Origin of the sequence: Pelagibacterium halotolerans B2 (assembly GCF_000230555.1) — a bacterium.
GTDB classification, from domain to species: domain Bacteria; phylum Pseudomonadota; class Alphaproteobacteria; order Rhizobiales; family Devosiaceae; genus Pelagibacterium; species Pelagibacterium halotolerans.
The window spans coordinates 1,130,908-1,147,560 of record NC_016078.1 but is presented as its reverse complement, the minus strand read 5'-3'; the positions used below and the strand labels follow the sequence as shown (position 1 = coordinate 1,147,560).

Below are 16,653 nucleotides of genomic sequence, written 5' to 3'. Positions count from 1 at the left end.
CATGCTTGAACTCAAGGATATCTACGGCGGCTACGGCAAGATCACGATCCTGAACGGGACGTCCTTCAAGATTCCGCCCGCATCGATCACCACGATTATCGGGCCCAATGGCGCCGGCAAATCGACGGCGTTCAAGGCCATTTTCGGATTGCTCTCCATTCAATCGGGAAATGTCATACTCGACGGAGAGGATGTGACGCGGCGCACGCCGGCCGAAATGATCGCGCGCGGTGTGACCTATGTGCCGCAGGGCCGAAATGTCGTTCCGCAACTGTCTGTCTATCATAATCTCGAACTCGGTGGCATCACCTCGCCCGACCAACAAAAGGTCAGGGACCGCATGGAACAGGTCATGGACCAGTTCCCCACCTTGCGCGAACGGCGGAACCAGAAAGCGATTGAACTGTCGGGGGGGCAGCAAAAGCAACTCGAGATCGCTCGCGCTTTGCTTCTCGACCCCAAGCTGATCCTCATAGACGAGCCCTCGATCGGCCTCTCCCCGAATCTCGTTCAGGAAGTCTTTCGCACACTGACAAAGCTGCGCGACCAGGGTGTGACAGTCCTCATGGTCGAGCAGAATGCCAAGGCTGCCCTGGCCATGTCGGACTATGGCCTTGTCCTGGAACTGGGGCGGACCCGCATGCATGAGCCTGCCGCCAAATTGCTCTCCGACCCGCGGGTCGGCCAATTGTTCCTCGGCGGTCATGCCAATGTGGAAGCACCCGCCAATGGAATTTGAGCAGATATCGTTCGAGCCGAGCCGGCTCGGTGAGTGCCCGCTTTGGTGCGAACGCACCGAGCGTCTTTGGTGGGTCGATATCCTGCAGGGCCGGCTTTGGAGCTACGACCCCGATTCTGGTCAGCGCCATTGCCATCCTGTAAAGGCGCGGCGTCTGGGATCGATCGCCCTTTGCGAGGATGGGAACCTGGTTCTCGCCTGTGATGACGGGCTCTATCTCTATGATCCCGAAACGGGGAAACAGGATTTTTTCGTAGATCCGGAGCCTGGCCGTCCGGAAAACCGCAAAAATGATGGCCGCGCCGATCCATATGGCAATTTCTGGGTCGGCACGCTTCGTGAAGCCGATTATGCCCCCCGCGGCAAGCTCTATCGAATATCGCCCGAAGGGGCGGTGTTTACCGAGATTGATGGGCTTTCAATCCCCAATGGCCTTGCCTTTGATCAGTCACGCGCCCGCATGTATTTCGCCGATACCCGGGCGCATGCCATCTGGAGATGTGACCACGCGGCGTCAGGCAAGATTTCCAATCGGCAAATTTTCGCGACGACAACGCCCCCCGCGCGACCTGACGGTAGCTGCATCGATGCCCAGGGCAACCTCTGGAACGCCGTATACGCCGGCAGCCGCATCTGCCAATACGCCCCCGACGGGGAAATCTTGCAATCGATCGAGCTTCCAGTCAGCCATCCTACGTGCCTGGCATTCGGTGGACCGGGCCTTGATCGCCTGTTCATAACCAGTGCTCTTGAACCGGTGCCCCCCGGGCAACGGGAGCGAGAGCCACTCGCCGGACACGTGCTGGCATTCGACGCGGGCGTAAAGGGACGCGTCGAGCATCGACTGAATTTTGCTGCGGCTTCGAGCACTGCGACGAGTCCCATTACCGGGGAACGCTCGCCGCGCACCCTTCGATGATTTTTCCAGCAACACTCCCAGGCGAGCCGCCGCTGGCCCTGATCAATCAAGGACCTTGTGACGGTTCGGGCCGGGACATCCCGGCGTAGGAATTCGGAATACAAGCGATGGAAAATATTCGCATAAGATTTCGTCATCTGAGAACGTTGATCGAAGTCTCCCGGCAAGGGTCCATTGTAAAGGCGGCGGACGTTCTTGGCGTTACCCAGCCCGCCGTTACCAAGACCATTCGTGAGCTCGAAGACATCGTGGGCAAGAAACTCTTCGACCGAGAGGGACGCGGGGTTCGGATCACAAGATATGGCGAGGTTTTTCTCAAGCATGCCGGCGCGTCGGTGGCGGCCATTCAGTTGGGCATCGACAGCCTTGCCCGAACCGACGCGGCCCCCCCGCTCAAGATTGGCGCCCTGCCCACTGTCGCATCGCGAATAATTCCACTCGCCCTGACCAAATTCCTTGCCGAAAGGACCGGAAGCTCCATCAAGATCGTCACCGGGGAAACCAAACCGCTTGTCGATCAATTGCGGAACGCCGATCTGGACATCGTGATCGGCCGACTTTCGCCCGCAAACCAGATGATGGGACTGAGGTTCGAATACCTCTATTCCGAGCAGGTGCGGTTCGTGGTGCGCACCAACCACCCGTTGATCCAGGCCGACCGCTTCACCTTCACGGCAATCCGCGACTATCCGATCCTGATGCCGCCGGAGGGGTCGGTCATTCGCCCTTATGTCGATGATTTCCTGCTGGCCCATGGGATGGCCGAACTTCCCCATGCCATCGAATCGGTTTCGGCATCCTTCGGGAAGGCCTTTACCGAAGAGTCGGATGCCGTCTGGGTGATTTCCGACGGGGTTGTCTCCAAAGCCGTAGAGGCCGGGCGATTCAGCCTGCTACCGGTCGATACCAGCGACACGATGGGGCCCGTCGGCCTGACTTGCAGAGGCCCCGCCCCCACCAGCCCATCGGTTGAGATCTTTATCAAGATTCTGCATTCGGTGGTTCAGGACTACATTCGGCTGGGCAAACTTTCCACCAAGCCGTAGCGGCGGCTTGCGGATTTATGCGGATCCATGAGACGAACAACTGTGCCGTCTCGCGCGTATCAGCGGTTGACCCACATCAAGTCGCAACGGATCGCGGTGGGTTAGCGTTGTTTCAACCAAAGGAGACGCGCCATGTACAAACACATTCTCATCGCAACCGATGGCTCGGAACTGTCCACCAAGGGGTTGGATCAGGGCCTTAAACTGGCCAAGCAACTGGGCACCAGGGTGACCGTCATAACTGTTACCGATATGTGGGCATCGGGCGCGCTGGCCGTGGCCGGACCGGCGACAATTGCCGAATATGACGAAGCGATGCATGCCGCGGTGAAAGACATCCTCGAAGAGGCGGCCCGTTTCGCATCCGAAAGCGGGGTCGAATGCAAAACGCGGCACATCGCCAACCGCTATCCGGCCGACGCCATAATCGAGGCATCACAGGAAATCGGTGCAGACCTGATCGTCATGGCCTCCCACGGACGCCGCGGGTTCCGCAAGATGCTGCTGGGCAGTCAGACGACTGAGGTGCTGACGGCAAGCACGATTCCCGTTCTGGTCGTTCGCTGATCGAAGAGCGGGCACAAGCCTATTGCGGCTGGACTTCCGCCTGGACCCGGGGGTGCTCGAGCCGCGCTCCCGCTTCGAGGCCCAGTTCGGCGGACCGTCCGCCGGGAATTTCCAGAACGAAGCGGATCGGCTCGCCCGATGGGATCGGGGTTGTGTCCATGGGGACGGCGTTTTCATGGATGCGCACGATCTCGCCATCCGCCTTGATAAACAGCATATCGAGCGAGATGAGGGTGTTCTGCATCCAGAAACTGGCGGGCCGCTCCTCGACAAAATCGAACAGCATGCCGGCATCGGGTGCCAACTCCTCGCGGAACATCAGTCCACGCGCGGTTTCCTCGGGCGTATCTGCGATCTCCACTGTGAACGTAAAGCTCTGATCGCCCGAATTGATCACCGCGACATCCTCACCGTCCTGCGCAAGAGCCGGAGCGAGGGCGGCGAGCAGCATCAGCGCCGACAAAACGAGATTTCCGATAGCGCGCATGAAAACCTTGGAACCTGCTGAAAACAAGCCGCCCCTCAGTGGGAAGACGGAGCGTCGCCCCAACCATCGGGGCGAATTTCGGCAACCATAAGGCCTTTGGGACCGTCGCCGTAGCGGGCCAGCACAAACTGGCCGGGACGCAGTTCAGTCAGTCCGAACTGACGCAGGGTTTCCATATGAATGAAAATGTCGGGATGCCCCTCGCCTGCCGAGAGAAAGCCGAAGCCGCGCACCCTGTTGAACCATTTGACTTCGAGACGTTCGAGCTTTGATGTCGGCTCCACATGCACATGCGTGCGGGCGGCGGGCATCTGCGCGGGATGGCGCGCTGTCGATTCGTCCATCGAAACAATGCGGAACGCCTGGAGTCCCCCGGGGCGGTTGAGCGCCTCGACCACGATGCGGGCACCCTCATAGGCCGTCTGATAACCGTCGCGCCGCAGGCAGGTGACGTGCAACAACACATCGGCTCCACCGGTGTCGGGCACGATAAAGCCAAACCCCTTGCCCGCGTCGAACCATTTGATCGTGCCGACGACCTCGATCACATCGAAGTCTGCCGCCGGATTCTGGAAATCCTGTTCGGATCCCTCCGAACGGGTATCGTCCTGGCCCACCCTCTTGGAGCCTGGTCCGGTGCCGGAAATGTCCTTCGCCCCCATGCGCAACGCCTTCCACACACGTTCCTGCAAAGCTGCAGGTACTCTTGAACAATGCCGTGCAGTTTGGCCGATTCAGAAGCAAAAGTTAAGAACCATTCATAAATTTGTTGACAGCAATTAACCAAACCGCCGGACAAAGCCTGGCTTGGCCATCGGTGCCGGGTTCTGTTAGCCTCGCGTCTGCCCTGCGTCCACTGCGTTGGGGCGCGAACACAAAAGAGCCGGAGCCTTGCTTTGAAATATCTTCACACAATGGTGCGCGTTTCCAGCATCGAGGAGAGCCTTCGCTTTTATGGCGAAGGGCTGGGCCTTGTTGAGTCGCATCGCATCGAAAATGAAAAAGGGCGTTTCACACTTGTCTTCCTGCACGCCCCCGGTGACGAAAACGCCAAGGTCGAGCTGACCTACAACTGGGACCCCGAAGACTATACAGGCGGCCGCAATTTCGGGCATCTGGCCTATCGGGTGGAGAACATTTATGCCCTCTGCCAGCATTTGCAGGACATGGGCTATACAATCCATCGGCCGCCGCGCGACGGCCACATGGCCTTCGTCAAATCGCCCGACGGGATCTCGGTCGAACTGCTTCAGGACGGCAATCTCGAAGCGCAGGAGCCCTGGGCCTCGATGCCCAACACCGGCACGTGGTAAACGCGTAACGGGAAATTAACCACGCTGATTGACCGGCGGTTAGGCAACCGCCGGTATTTTTGTGTCCGTGGCCTGGGACTGTTTCACCCCGACACGGAAGTGGTTCTAATGCGTATATTGTCCAGCCTGATCGTCATGGTATGCCTGCTCGGCGCCTGCGCTCCGATGGCCATGTTCGCCTCGGGCAGCGGTGCGGGATATAACGGCCTGCGGTCCGACTGGGGGACCTATGTTTCCCATTCCAACGTCAACGCCTTCTGTCTCTCGCCCAAATTGCGGCTTTTGATCTGGGATATCGAGGGCCATTTCGGCAAAAAGGTCGTTATGAATTCGGGCTATCGCACCCCTTGGCACAACGCCTCGGTCGGCGGTGCGGAATCCTCGTTCCACACCAAATGCATGGCCGCCGACTTCTACATTCCCGGCATCGCCAAATCGCGCGTCATCGCTTATGCGCGCAACAACGGGCTGGTCGGCGGTCTGGGTTGCTACCCCGGGCAGAACTTCGTGCATGTGGATGTGCGCGACCGTCCACGCGGCTATCGCGGCCCGGTTACATTCAGTGGCTGTTGAAATTGAAATAAAATCGAATTTGGGTATTGCGCAATCGCAAAGCCCCCCCTATACACCCGCTCACTGGCCGACGCGGTGATCCGCAGACGCCCGCCGCGCCCTTCGTCTAGCGGTCTAGGACGCCGCCCTTTCACGGCGGAAACACGGGTTCGAGTCCCGTAGGGCGCGCCAATCTTTTCCTTGAGAAGATTTGGCCGTTTTCCATTGCATCGGTTGATGCACGACGCTATCTATGCTGGCGACAAACGGTCCCGAAATCCTTCCGCATCCCCTTCATCGCGGAGATATTTCGGTTCTCTAGGCGCCCTTCGTCTAGCGGTCAGGACGCCGCCCTCTCACGGCGGTAACACGGGTTCGAGTCCCGTAGGGCGCGCCATCATTTCGCTCACGCCAGCCTCACTTCGTTCGACGCTCCGCTAGGGCGGCCTGCCCGGCCGGCTCGCTCTTCGCTCGCAGGCGCGTTCGAAGTGGCACTTCTCAAGCGCGCCAATCCTCCTTTTGAAATATCGATCCATACGGTCGGCAAAATTTCTTTACTGGCCCGAGCCGGCTGGTAAGGTCGTCTCACTTCCAAACCAATAACGGATATTTCCGCAATGACTGACGCCAATGCTCCGCTCGATGCCGTGCTCTCCCATGTCGATGCCAATATCGACCAGAGCCTGGAGCGGCTGTTCACGCTTTTGCGGATTGCTTCGATTTCCACCGATCCGGCCTATGCCGGGGAATGTCACAAGGCAGCCGAATGGCTGACCAATGAACTGCAAGGTCTCGATTTCGATTCTGCGGTGCGCCCTACCCCCGGCCATCCGATGGTGGTAGGCCATCAGCGCAGCATTGCGGGACCGAATGTCCTTTTCTACGGCCATTATGACGTCCAGCCGGTCGATCCGATCGAGCTTTGGACCAGCGAGCCCTTCGAACCGAAAATTGGCGAGGAGAACGGGCGAAAGGTCATCCTTGCGCGCGGCGCGTCCGACGACAAGGGCCAGTTGATGACCTTCATCGAGGCCTGCCGGGCCTATAAGGCCGTGCGCGGCTCACTTCCCGTCGGCGTCACGGTGCTGCTCGAGGGTGAGGAAGAGTCCGGATCGCCATCACTGGATGGTTTTCTCAAGGAGAACGCCGACGAACTCAAGGCCGATATCGCGCTGGTCTGCGATACGGACATGTGGGACGAGGAAACGCCCTCGATCATCACCATGTTGCGTGGACTGATGGCCGACAACGTCGAAATCCAGGCCGCGAGCCGCGACTTGCATTCGGGCATGTATGGCAACGCCGCGCGCAACCCCAATCAGGTTCTCGCCGAGATCATCGCCTCGCTGCGCAATCCCGACGGCTCGGTTGCCGTCGAGGGTTTTTATGACGACGTGCCCGAACTGCCCGCTGAAGTCGCCGAGCAATGGAAGCGGCTGCCATTCGACGAAAAGGGCTATCTGGGCGCAGTCGGGCTGTCGGAACCCGCTGGCGAAAAGGACCGCTCGGTGCTCGAGCAGATCACATCGCGCCCGACCTGCGAGATCAACGGCATGTGGGGCGGCTATACCGGCGACGGGTTCAAGACGGTGATCCCGGCCAAGGCGGGAGCCAAGATATCCTTCCGGCTGGTCGGCAACCAGGATCCACACAAGATCCGCAAGGCGTTCCGCGCTCATGTTGAAGCGCGGGTGCCCGCCGATTGCACCGTGACCTTCCATGAGCATGGCGCGAGCCCGGCGTCGGTGGTCCCATCGGACGGCGCCATGCTGCAAAAGGCGCTGGGGGCGCTGACGGACGAGTGGGGCCGCGAGGCAGCAATTGCGGGTTCGGGCGGCTCCATACCGATCGTGGGCGATTTCAAGCGCAAACTGGGCATGGATTCGCTTCTGATCGGCTACGCCCAGACCGATGATCGGATCCATTCGCCCAACGAGAAGTACAATCTCGAAAGCTACCATAAGGGCATCCGCTCCTGGGTGCGGGTGCTCGACGCGCTGTCGAAATAACCACGCAACCTGATCCAGAACGCACCCGTTTCGTATTGACGTTCATAGCGCGCGAAAAGAGGTAGCAGATGGCAAAGGTTGCATGGGTGCTCGGCGGCGGTTCGGGAATCGGCGCCGAGACAGTCAAACAGCTTTCGCAGCGTGGCTGGACCGTGGCCATTTCGGGGCGGCGCGAACAGCCTCTCAATGCTCTGGCCGTGAGCCATGGAGCCCGTCCCTACCCTCTCGATGTCACCGACTTCGATGCGGTCAACGCGACCGTTGCCCGTATCGCTCAAGATCTGGGCAAGATCGATCTCGTCGTCTTCTCTGTTGCCGCCTGGGAGGTCACCAAACCGGGCCGCTACGACTATGCAAGCTTTGCGAAAATCATAGACACCAACCTGCTCGGCGCCATGCGGGTGATCGAACCGGTGATCGAACAGATGCGCAATCAGGGGTTCGGGGAAATTGCGCTGGTCGCTTCAGTGGCGGGGTATTTCGGCCTGCCGCGCTCGGCGGCCTATTCATCGGGCAAATCGGCAATGATCGCGCTTGCCGAAACCATGCGGACCGAACTTGCCCCCGACAACATAGCGGTGCGGGTTATCTGCCCCGGATTCGTCAAGACGGACCTGACCGCCAAGAACGATTTCCCCATGCCGTTTCTCATGGAGGCCGAGGATGCGGGCAAGAGAATTGTCGATGGCCTGCTGAACTCGAAAAAGTTCGAGATCGCTTTCCCGCTTCGGTTCGTGCTGATCCTCAAGGCGATCCGGCTCTTGCCCTATCCGGTGTTCTTCGCCCTGATGTCGCGATTGATTGCCCAGCCCAGAAAGTGAAAAGGGCGGCTCGGGGCCGCCCTTCCCCCAATCTCAATTGCCTGCGACTTCGGCGTCTTCGACGAGGGCCGTGAGCTTTTCGAGCTCGGTTGTATAGGCACTGTATGTCCTGATCCACCAGGCCGGCCAATCGCCCACCTGGCCCGCGGCGACTGCAGGGATCAGGCTGGACAACGGCTGAGCTTCAACAGCTTCCCGCGTCGCCGTGCCGAACCGGTCGTCGAGCAACAACACGTCGGCGGGGTAAGTGTCCGCGTTTTCCCAGCTCAGGATCCCCCAATACTCACCTTCGGGCACATCCGGTTCGACCATGTCGAGCCCCCAGGAGGCGAAGTCATTCAGTTCCGCGGCTCCGGCAGGGGTAGCGACATAGAGGCTGTCGGCATCGGCCCAGGCGGCCATTACAGTCAAACCCGGCTTGGCTTCGGCCGCCTCGGTGAGCGCAGCGCGCGCTTCCTCGAAAGCGTTACGCTGCTCCTGGATTTCCGGAGCATCGAGATCAGCGCCGAGGGCGTCGGCGAGCGCGCCATAGTCTTCGATCAGCCCCAGAACGGAATCGCCCTGCAGAACGCCCACAATGGGAGCGATGTCGGCGAACTGGCCGTCGGGGCGCATCGCGTCACCGCCACTGTAGTCACCGGTGCGCGGCCAGTACTCGGTGACGATGAGATCCGGGTCGAAGGCCAGCAGGCTTTCGGCCTGCAGCTCATTGTAAGCCGTGCGGACCACTTCTATGCCCGAAAGGTCGAATTCGGCATAGCTTTTTTCGGACGTACTCTCATCGGTAAAAATCCCGACCGGCTCGATACCGAATTGCATGAGGCCGGCCGCTGAAGACGAGAACGCAACGATCCGTTCGGGCGGACTATCGAGGGTGATCGTGTTTCCCGCGCCATCGGTGAAGCTCCATTCCTGAGCGTGAGCCGCTGACGCGCTTGCGGCCAACAGGATGGCAGCTACGGATATGAATGTCAGGCGTTTCATCAAAGCGTTCCCTTGGCTTGATTTATTGTTCGAGGGTCTCTGCGAGCATCGGCACGAACCGGTCCATCATCCACGGGATCGACAACGGCGAAGGAGCCGAGAGAGCCATGACGAAAGCCCGATCGATCAGCGGCACGAAATTGCCCTCGGCAATGGGTCTCCAGCGGGCAAAAAGCGGGTTTGCCATTATGGTATCGAGATCGTCCTGGCTGGAGTACCAGGCGATGAAGACTTCGGCGTCGACGCTGTCGAGCTGCTCGAAGCTGACCTGCTGGACGTAATTGTCGGTCGCCAACTCGTTTAGCGCTTCAGCCGGCACCAGCCCAAGATCTTCCATAAGATGCACGCGTGGATCTGACGGAATATAAAGTCCGACATTGCCCGCGTCCGAACCGCCTCCAAAGGCAAAGGTGCGGCCGGCAAACTGGGGATTGTCCGCTGCATACCGAGCGATGCGATCGTGCGTTTGTGCGATCAAACCTGCGGCCTCCTCGCTGCGCCCCATCGCTGCGCCGACCGTTTCGACTACATATTGCCAGCTACCGGTCCAGGGCGCCTCCTTGTAGGCCACCGTTGGCGCTATGGCCGACAGGCGATCGTAGTCGTCCTCGCTGATGCCGCTGTAAGGTGCGAGGATGAGGTCCGGTTCGAGTTCGAGTATCTGCTCGAACGGAAGACCGTTCGACGTGTCCAGGGTTGCAGGCAGCTCCTGCCCCAGGTCCTCGACGGCCTGCTTAACCCAGGGAAGATAGCCGTTTTCGTCGCCACCCCAGGTCTGGCTCTGGATGGCGACAGGCACCTCGCCAAGGGCCAGCACGGTGTCTTGTGCCATCCAGCTGATGGTGACGATGCGCTCGGCCTCGGCTTCGATAACCGTCTCGCCATAGAAATGCTCGAGGGTCACCGGAAATGCATCCTGGGTGAACGCGGGCTGCGCAAGCAGAAGCGCGGCGGTTGCCGCAAGGAAGGCGATCGGTTTCATGATGTCCTCATATTTTAACCGGATTGGGCTCGGCGTGAGGAATCGAACCACGGGGAATGACCATTGGCGTTTTGGCCAGCGGGTCCTCGATGATGATGCAGGGCAGGCCGAAAACCTGTTCGACCAGGTCCGCGGTGATGATCTCGGCCGGAGCGCCTTCGGCGAGAATCTGGCCGTCCCGCATCGCGATGATGTGACTTGCATAGCGGCAGGCGTGGTTGAGGTCGTGCAACACGGCAACCACCGTGTGTCCCTCGCGCCTGTTGAGCACGCTGAGCAATTCAAGAAGCTCGATCTGATGGGCGATATCGAGATAGGTTGTCGGTTCGTCGAGCAGCAGCATCGGCGTCTGTTGCGCCAGGACCATGGCGACCCAGACACGCTGGCGCTGGCCGCCGGACAGCTCGTCGACCAGCCGATGCGAGAGCGGCGTTATCTTTGTCGCCTCCATGGCAGAGACGACGGCGGCTTCGTCATCGACCGACCACTGGCGGATGAATTTCTGGTGCGGATACCGGCCCCGGGCCACGAGATCGGCGACGGTTATGCCTTCCGGGGCAATCGAGGTTTGCGGCAGGAGGCCGAGGCGGCGGGCGACTTCCTTTGCCGGGTAGTGCGAAATCGCCTTGCCGTCGAGCATGACCTGACCCTGGCTGGGGTGGATAAGGCGAGAAAGAGCCCTCAGGAGCGTCGATTTTCCGCAGGCATTGGCACCCACGATTACGGTAAAGCCGTTGTCGGGAATCCGGACCGAAAGCTCACGCGAGATCACCCGGTTGTCGTACCCGATGGTCGCCTTTTCCGCGGAAAGACGTGACAGGCCGCCCAGTCCGGCGGGATCGACATGCTTGTTCATCCTGGCATCTCCTGTCATTGCCGCCTTGCTTCCCGCATCAGGAGCCAGACGAAATAGAGGCCACCGATCGAAACGGTGACCACACCCACCGGAAGCTGGGTGGGAGCAAAGGCACGCTGCGCCAGAAAATCGGCAAGTGCGAGAAGCAGCGCCCCCATGGCCGCCGAGGGCAGCAGGGCGACCCCGGCAGCGCCGGTGACGCGTCGCGCGATTTGCGGCGCGGCCAACGCCACGAACGAGATGGGACCGGCGACGGCAGTCGCGGTCGCGGTCAGCGCCACGCCGAGCACGAGCAGAGCGAGGCGCACCGGCTCGGCCCGAATGCCGAGGGCGCGGGCCGCGTCGTCGCCCATTTCGAGCTGTTTCATCGGCCGGCCCAGCATGAGCACCAGCGGGATCAACACCCCGAGGACCACGAGCGTGGGCCACAGCTTGTCCAGGCCGAGGCCGTTGAGAGATCCCGCGCCCCAAACGGCCGCGGCCATGGCCACTTCAAGCTTGGCGCGCAACATCAGCCAGGTGTTGAGCGAGGACAGCATGGCGCTCATGCCGATGCCCACGATGATGAGCCGGAACCCCTGCACGCCACGCCGCCAGGCCAGGGCATAGACCGCAAGGGCGGTCAGAACGCCTCCGAGCAAGGCGCCACCGGCGATCTGATAGTAATTGCCCGAAAAGACGATGATGGCGATCAGCGCGCCGGTATAGGCACCCGAATTGAAGCCGATCACGTCGGGGCTGCCGAGCGGATTGCGGGTGAGCGACTGAAACACCGCACCGCTCATGCCCAGCGCCGCGCCAAGGATAACGGCCAGAAGCGATCGCGGCAGGCGCCACTCGACCACGACCATGTGTATCCGGCCCTCGGCCTGCCCGGTCAGAGCTGCAATCACATCAGGCAGAGCGACGGGATACTCGCCGCTGGAGAGCGCCAGCAAGGTGACGACCAAGGCAATGACGAGCATGATGCCGACAAGCCCAAGGACGCGCATATCGAGGCGCATGGTGACCCGGCCATCGAACAGGCGCAATATCTTGGTGGGTCGGCCGAAATCGATGGCGCTCATAGCCCGCTCACCTTGCGCCTGCGCGCCAGCAGGATCAGCACCGGCGCGCCGATGAATGCCGTCACGATAGCGACCTGGATTTCGCCGGGACGCATGACGATCCGGCCCACAATATCGGAAACCAGAAGCAGCACGGGCGCCAGGACCACTGTATAGGCCATGATCCAGCGTTGATCGGGACCGACGATCCAGCGGGCCACATGCGGTACCATCAGACCCACGAACCCGATCGGGCCGGCCGCCGCCGTCGCGCCACCGGCAAGCAGGGTAACCGCGATCACGACGATCGTGCGAACCCTGACGATGTTGGCACCGAGTGATTTCGCCAGATCGTCACCCAGCGCCACGGCATTGAGCGGACGGGCCATCACGGCGGCCAGCAGCAGACCCACAATTATGAACGGCGCAACCGTGGAGACCGCCTCATACGTCCCCCCGCTCAGTGCGCCGGCAGCCCAGAAGCGCATGCGGTCGAATGCCGTGGGGTTGAGAAGCGTCAGCGCCGTGGAAACCCCGCCAAGGATCGCGCCGATGGCAACGCCGGCCAGCGTGAGCGTCACCGGTGTGGCCCCGTTCCGTCCCGACGAGCCAACGGCATAGACCGCGACCGTGGTGACGATGGCGCCGAGAAAGGCGAACCAGATGTAAGATTGCAGCGAGGTCATGCCGAAATAGCCCACGGCAATCAAAACGAAAAAGCTGGCGCCGGCATTGACACCCAGAATGCCCGGATCAGCGAGCGGGTTACGGGTCAGTGCCTGGATCAACGCGCCCGAAATTCCCAGCGCTGCGCCAATCAGCAGTCCGAGAACCGTACGTGGCAGGCGCAGGGTCTGGACGATGGCATGGTCGTTGGAATCGTCATAGGCAAAGAGCGCATCGATGACTGTGGGAAGCGGAATGTCGCGCGAGCCGACGGCAATGCTGGCGAGCACCGCCAGGAGCAGCACCGCGAGGCAGATCAGGAGCCCGGTCAGGCGCCGCGCATTGTTTGCGGCGACGCCGGGCCGGCGTGCGGCCTGGGCTTGTTCGGCAATAGCAGTCACTGGCGCCAATCGCTCCGGCGATAGTCAGCGGGATTGGGCCTAGCTATATTTTATGATTTGCGCAGTCAAGTTAAATGCGGACGCGCCGTGCCATTACGGCCGCCGATACTGGTAGATGCCGACGTCAATAGTGCCTTCGGTAAATCCAGCCTCGCAATAGGCAAGGTAGTAGAGCCATTTGCGCTTGAAGGCTTCGTCATAACCCAGCTTGGCAATCGTTTCCCAGCGTTCGACGAACCGCCTGCTCCAGGCGCGCAATGTTTGGGCATAGTCGAGCCGGAAGCAATCTGTCGCCTCGAGCACCAGCCCCACCCTGGCCGCCGCTTCCTTCATCACGGTCTTGGTGAGCAGCATACCGCCGGGGAAAATGTAGCGCTGGATGAAGTCGGGATAGGCCTTGTAGATTTCAAAATCGCGCTCGGCGATGGTGATTGCCTGAATGGCAGCGGTGCCGCCGGGTTTGAGCCTGTCGTGGACGGTCTTGAAATAGTCGGGCCAGTGCTCCTCCCCAACCGCCTCGATCATTTCGATCGAAGCGACGTGGTCGAATGAACCTTTTGTGTCGCGATAATCCTCGAAAACGAGTTTGCCGAAATCGGCGAGCCCCTGCCTTTCGAGGCGTTCGATACCGTATTTGAGCTGTTCCCGGGAGAGCGTTATGCCACGCAGATGAGCACCTGCCCGGGTCGCCATTTCCGCAAAACCGCCCCATCCGCAACCGATCTCGAGGACATGATGGCCCGGGCGGATTCCGGCCATGACCATTATGCGCTGATATTTTGCGCGCTGAGCCTCTTCGAGAGAAATGTCCTGGCCGGCAAAATAGGCCGAGGAATAGGTCATCGAGGGATCGAGCCATTCGGCATAGAAATCGTTGCCGAGATCATAGTGCTCGGCGATGTTTTTCTGGCTGCCCTCGCGGGTATTGGGCCGCGACATGTGGTAAGCGAGGTCCTGGGCCGCGCGGCGGAATATCCCCGGGTTGGCCTTGTCGAATATATCGCGGTTCTGGAGAAAGAATCGGAACAGGGCCGTGAGGTCCTTAATCTCGATGTCTCCCCGCATGTAGGCTTCGGCAAAGCCGAGCGTGCCGCGCCGCATTGCGGCCTTGAGCACACGGAAGTTGTTGAGCTTGAGGAATGCGTGTTCTCCGGTCGCGGCGTCGCCCAGGGTTCGGCAGCGACCGCTGGGAAAGGTAACCGTGAGCGCTCCCTTGCGCGGTACCCCCATCAGCGCGGCGCCAATCTTTTCGAGCAGCACGGACTTGATCCGTGTTCCCAATCCGGGTTGCACTTGCTCACGATCGATAGTGGCTTGACTCATTGACCCTCATCCCCTGCCTGCGCGGGCAATCGAAACTGCTGTATAGGTCCAGATACGAACCAGGATCGATTTCAGATTGCAGCCCTGACACACGATCTTAACCGCCATGTCCCGCGATGCAAGAGCAGCTAACCCGGTATGGCTGCATCGATAATTCGCAATTGGACCGTTTCGCGTCCTTGCCAATGGTCAATATTGAGTGTGCCCGCGACATGAAGGCGCTGCCCGTCGCGGGCCTTGAGCAGGGCATCGCCCAGCGGGGTGCCGGCAGCACGGAAGGCGATAGCCTTGAGGTTGGCGCCATCACCCGAATTGACCGTGCAACGCACATGGCCGCCGGCCCCGACAATGTCGGCAAAGCGGATCTGGTGGGTGGGAAGCGCAAACACCGGGGTGGGATTGCCCGCACCGAACGGGCCGGCCCGGTCGATCTGGTGGATGAACTCGGGATTGGCGCCGCGCGCGGTGAGCGCCGCGTCTATCTTGAGCCCGTCTTCAGCGCGGGCGGCCAGGACATCGTCAGCGAGGGTATCGTTGAGATACTGGCGGAATGGGCCGAGTTGTCCCGGCGCGAGCGTCACACCCGCCGCCATGGCGTGACCGCCGCCCTTGGCGATGATCCCGCCGCGCACGGCGTCGACGACGGCCGCACCAAGATCGACCCTGGGTATCGAGCGGCCCGAACCGGTGCCGCCGCCATCCGCGCCCAGCGCCATGGCAAAGGCGGGGCGCCCGAAGCGTTCCTTGAGCCGCGCCGCGACCAGCCCGACAATGCCCTGATGCCAGTCCGACGAACCGGTCACAAGGACGGCCGGTCCGGGGCCCTCGCCGATTTCCATTTCCGCGGCAGCAACGGCCTGCTCGACGGCGGCGACTTCGATGCGCTGCCGTTCGGCGTTGAGTTCATCGAGGCGCTGGGCAATCGCCAGCGCTTCGTATTCGTCATCGGTGGCCAGAAGCCGCGCACCGAGCCCCGCATCGCCGATACGTCCACCGGCATTGATACGCGGGCCAAGCAGAAATCCCAGATGGTAGGCATTGGCCGGACCCGAGACGCGCGCGGCAATCGCGAGGCTGGCGAGTCCGACATTTTTGCCTGCCCGCACCATGTCGAGACCGCGGAGCACGAAGGCGCGGTTGAGTCCTTTGAGCGGAACGACGTCGCATATGGTTGCCAACGCCACAAGATCGAGCCAGCCCATGAGGTCGGGCAGACCGGCCCTGCCCGCTTCGCGAAGGACCCGGTTGGTTGCGACCAGGACCATAAAGGCGACCCCTGTGGCGCACAGATAACCCAGCCCCGAAATGTCGTCGCGCCGGTTGGGATTGACCAACCCGTCCGTGTCGGGAAGCGTATCGGGCGCAAGGTGATGGTCGATGACCAGAACGTCGGCGCCAAGAGATTTGGCATGCGCGATGGGTGCGTGGCTGGCGGTGCCGCAATCGAGCGTGATGATCACGGAGACGCCCTGCTCGATCAGGCTTTCCATGGCCGCATTGTTGGGGCCGTAACCTTCAAAAATGCGGTCGGGGATATGGATGGGCGGGTTCAGACCGAAATGGCGCAGATAGCGCACCATCAGCGCCACCGCGCTGGCGCCGTCGACATCATAGTCGCCGAACAGCCCGATGGGCTCGTTGTCCGCAATGGCCCGAGCCAATCTCCGGGCCAGCCCGTCCATTCCGGCCAGGATGGAAGGGTCGGGCATCAACTCGCGGATGGTCGGTGCAATGAAGGTCTGGACGTCTTCGACCGAGACACCGCGCGCAGCCACGATGCGGGCAAGAATTTCGGGCAGTTCTGTCTGCTGCGCTATGGCACCCGCCATGCGCCCGGCGGCAGGATCGAGCCGATCGACCCAGCGCTTGCCACAGACCGATCTTTCAACGTTGAGAAAGGCTTGAGGCTCGGGCTTCATAAGGTATCTATAGACGGTGATCC

General features: G+C 61.1%; 17 protein-coding genes and 2 tRNA genes. 10 read left to right on the top strand and 9 right to left on the bottom strand.

Annotated elements, in window-relative coordinates:
* Position 1 precedes the first annotated feature (1 nt).
* The 4 genes from KKY_RS05685 to KKY_RS05670 all read left to right on the top strand — a co-directional run bounded on the left by KKY_RS05685 (position 2) and on the right by KKY_RS05670 (position 3,271).
* Entirely contained in the window at positions 2 to 739 is a 738-nt protein-coding gene (locus KKY_RS05685) for an ABC transporter ATP-binding protein (RefSeq protein ID WP_014130361.1), read from the top strand.
* Positions 729 to 1,658, top strand: coding sequence for an SMP-30/gluconolactonase/LRE family protein (locus KKY_RS05680; RefSeq protein WP_014130360.1), 930 nt, complete (start codon positions 729 to 731; stop codon positions 1,656 to 1,658). The genes KKY_RS05685 and KKY_RS05680 overlap by 11 nt, the downstream gene beginning before the upstream one ends.
* 107 nt (positions 1,659 to 1,765) lie before the next feature.
* Positions 1,766 to 2,704, top strand: a complete 939-nt coding sequence (gene pcaQ, locus KKY_RS05675) for a pca operon transcription factor PcaQ (protein ID WP_014130359.1) — start codon at positions 1,766 to 1,768, stop codon at positions 2,702 to 2,704.
* 132 nt (positions 2,705 to 2,836) lie between these two features.
* A complete protein-coding gene (locus tag KKY_RS05670; protein WP_014130358.1) occupies positions 2,837 to 3,271 on the top strand; it encodes a universal stress protein in 435 nt (144 codons plus the stop codon).
* Positions 3,272 to 3,290: 19 nt separating this feature from the next.
* Here the strand turns inward: KKY_RS05670 and KKY_RS05665 are convergent, their stop codons facing one another.
* Both KKY_RS05665 and KKY_RS05660 read right to left on the bottom strand, forming a co-directional pair.
* Positions 3,291 to 3,758 (bottom strand): DUF192 domain-containing protein, encoded by a 468-nt coding sequence (locus tag KKY_RS05665; protein WP_014130357.1) that lies wholly within the window; start codon positions 3,756 to 3,758, stop codon positions 3,291 to 3,293.
* A gap of 35 nt (positions 3,759 to 3,793) precedes the next feature.
* Positions 3,794 to 4,420 (bottom strand): cold-shock protein, encoded by a 627-nt coding sequence (locus tag KKY_RS05660; protein ID WP_083823973.1) that lies wholly within the window; start codon positions 4,418 to 4,420, stop codon positions 3,794 to 3,796.
* A 234-nt stretch (positions 4,421 to 4,654) separates the two neighbouring features.
* On the opposite strand from KKY_RS05660, the gene KKY_RS05655 reads away from it, so the two are divergent.
* From KKY_RS05655 to KKY_RS05630, 6 genes are all read left to right on the top strand, one after another.
* Positions 4,655 to 5,071 carry a VOC family protein gene (locus KKY_RS05655; RefSeq protein WP_014130355.1) on the top strand — a complete coding sequence of 139 codons (417 nt, stop codon included), beginning with the start codon at positions 4,655 to 4,657 and terminating at the stop codon, positions 5,069 to 5,071.
* A 108-nt stretch (positions 5,072 to 5,179) separates the two neighbouring features.
* Positions 5,180 to 5,644, top strand: coding sequence for a YcbK family protein (locus tag KKY_RS05650; protein WP_014130354.1), 465 nt, complete (start codon positions 5,180 to 5,182; stop codon positions 5,642 to 5,644).
* Positions 5,645 to 5,739: 95 nt separating this feature from the next.
* Positions 5,740 to 5,815 (top strand) — tRNA-Glu (locus tag KKY_RS05645).
* A 130-nt stretch (positions 5,816 to 5,945) separates the two neighbouring features.
* A tRNA-Glu gene (locus KKY_RS05640) sits at positions 5,946 to 6,020 on the top strand.
* Positions 6,021 to 6,240: 220 nt separating this feature from the next.
* Complete coding sequence (locus KKY_RS05635; RefSeq protein WP_014130353.1) at positions 6,241 to 7,632, top strand: dipeptidase; 1,392 nt, start codon at positions 6,241 to 6,243, stop codon at positions 7,630 to 7,632.
* 68 nt (positions 7,633 to 7,700) lie between these two features.
* Entirely contained in the window at positions 7,701 to 8,453 is a 753-nt protein-coding gene (locus tag KKY_RS05630; RefSeq protein ID WP_014130352.1) for an SDR family NAD(P)-dependent oxidoreductase, read from the top strand.
* Between the two features lie 33 nt (positions 8,454 to 8,486).
* On the opposite strand, the gene KKY_RS05625 is transcribed toward KKY_RS05630, so the two are convergent.
* The 7 genes from KKY_RS05625 to recJ form a co-directional block, all read right to left on the bottom strand.
* Complete coding sequence (locus KKY_RS05625) at positions 8,487 to 9,437, bottom strand: ABC transporter substrate-binding protein (RefSeq protein WP_014130351.1); 951 nt, start codon at positions 9,435 to 9,437, stop codon at positions 8,487 to 8,489.
* A gap of 22 nt (positions 9,438 to 9,459) precedes the next feature.
* Complete coding sequence (locus KKY_RS05620; RefSeq protein WP_050811663.1) at positions 9,460 to 10,419, bottom strand: iron-siderophore ABC transporter substrate-binding protein; 960 nt, start codon at positions 10,417 to 10,419, stop codon at positions 9,460 to 9,462.
* Positions 10,420 to 10,426: 7 nt separating this feature from the next.
* On the bottom strand, positions 10,427 to 11,275 hold the full coding sequence (locus KKY_RS05615; protein WP_014130349.1) for an ABC transporter ATP-binding protein: 849 nt from the start codon (positions 11,273 to 11,275) through the stop codon (positions 10,427 to 10,429).
* A gap of 14 nt (positions 11,276 to 11,289) precedes the next feature.
* On the bottom strand, positions 11,290 to 12,342 hold the full coding sequence (gene fepG / locus KKY_RS05610) for an iron-enterobactin ABC transporter permease (protein WP_014130348.1): 1,053 nt from the start codon (positions 12,340 to 12,342) through the stop codon (positions 11,290 to 11,292).
* A complete protein-coding gene (locus KKY_RS05605) occupies positions 12,339 to 13,388 on the bottom strand; it encodes a FecCD family ABC transporter permease (protein WP_014130347.1) in 1,050 nt (349 codons plus the stop codon). Before KKY_RS05605 ends, fepG begins: the two co-directional genes overlap by 4 nt.
* 93 nt (positions 13,389 to 13,481) lie before the next feature.
* Complete coding sequence (locus tag KKY_RS05600) at positions 13,482 to 14,711, bottom strand: SAM-dependent methyltransferase (RefSeq protein WP_139305101.1); 1,230 nt, start codon at positions 14,709 to 14,711, stop codon at positions 13,482 to 13,484.
* A gap of 128 nt (positions 14,712 to 14,839) precedes the next feature.
* On the bottom strand, positions 14,840 to 16,630 hold the full coding sequence (recJ, locus tag KKY_RS05595) for a single-stranded-DNA-specific exonuclease RecJ (protein ID WP_014130345.1): 1,791 nt from the start codon (positions 16,628 to 16,630) through the stop codon (positions 14,840 to 14,842).
* Positions 16,631 to 16,653: the final 23 nt, after the last annotated feature.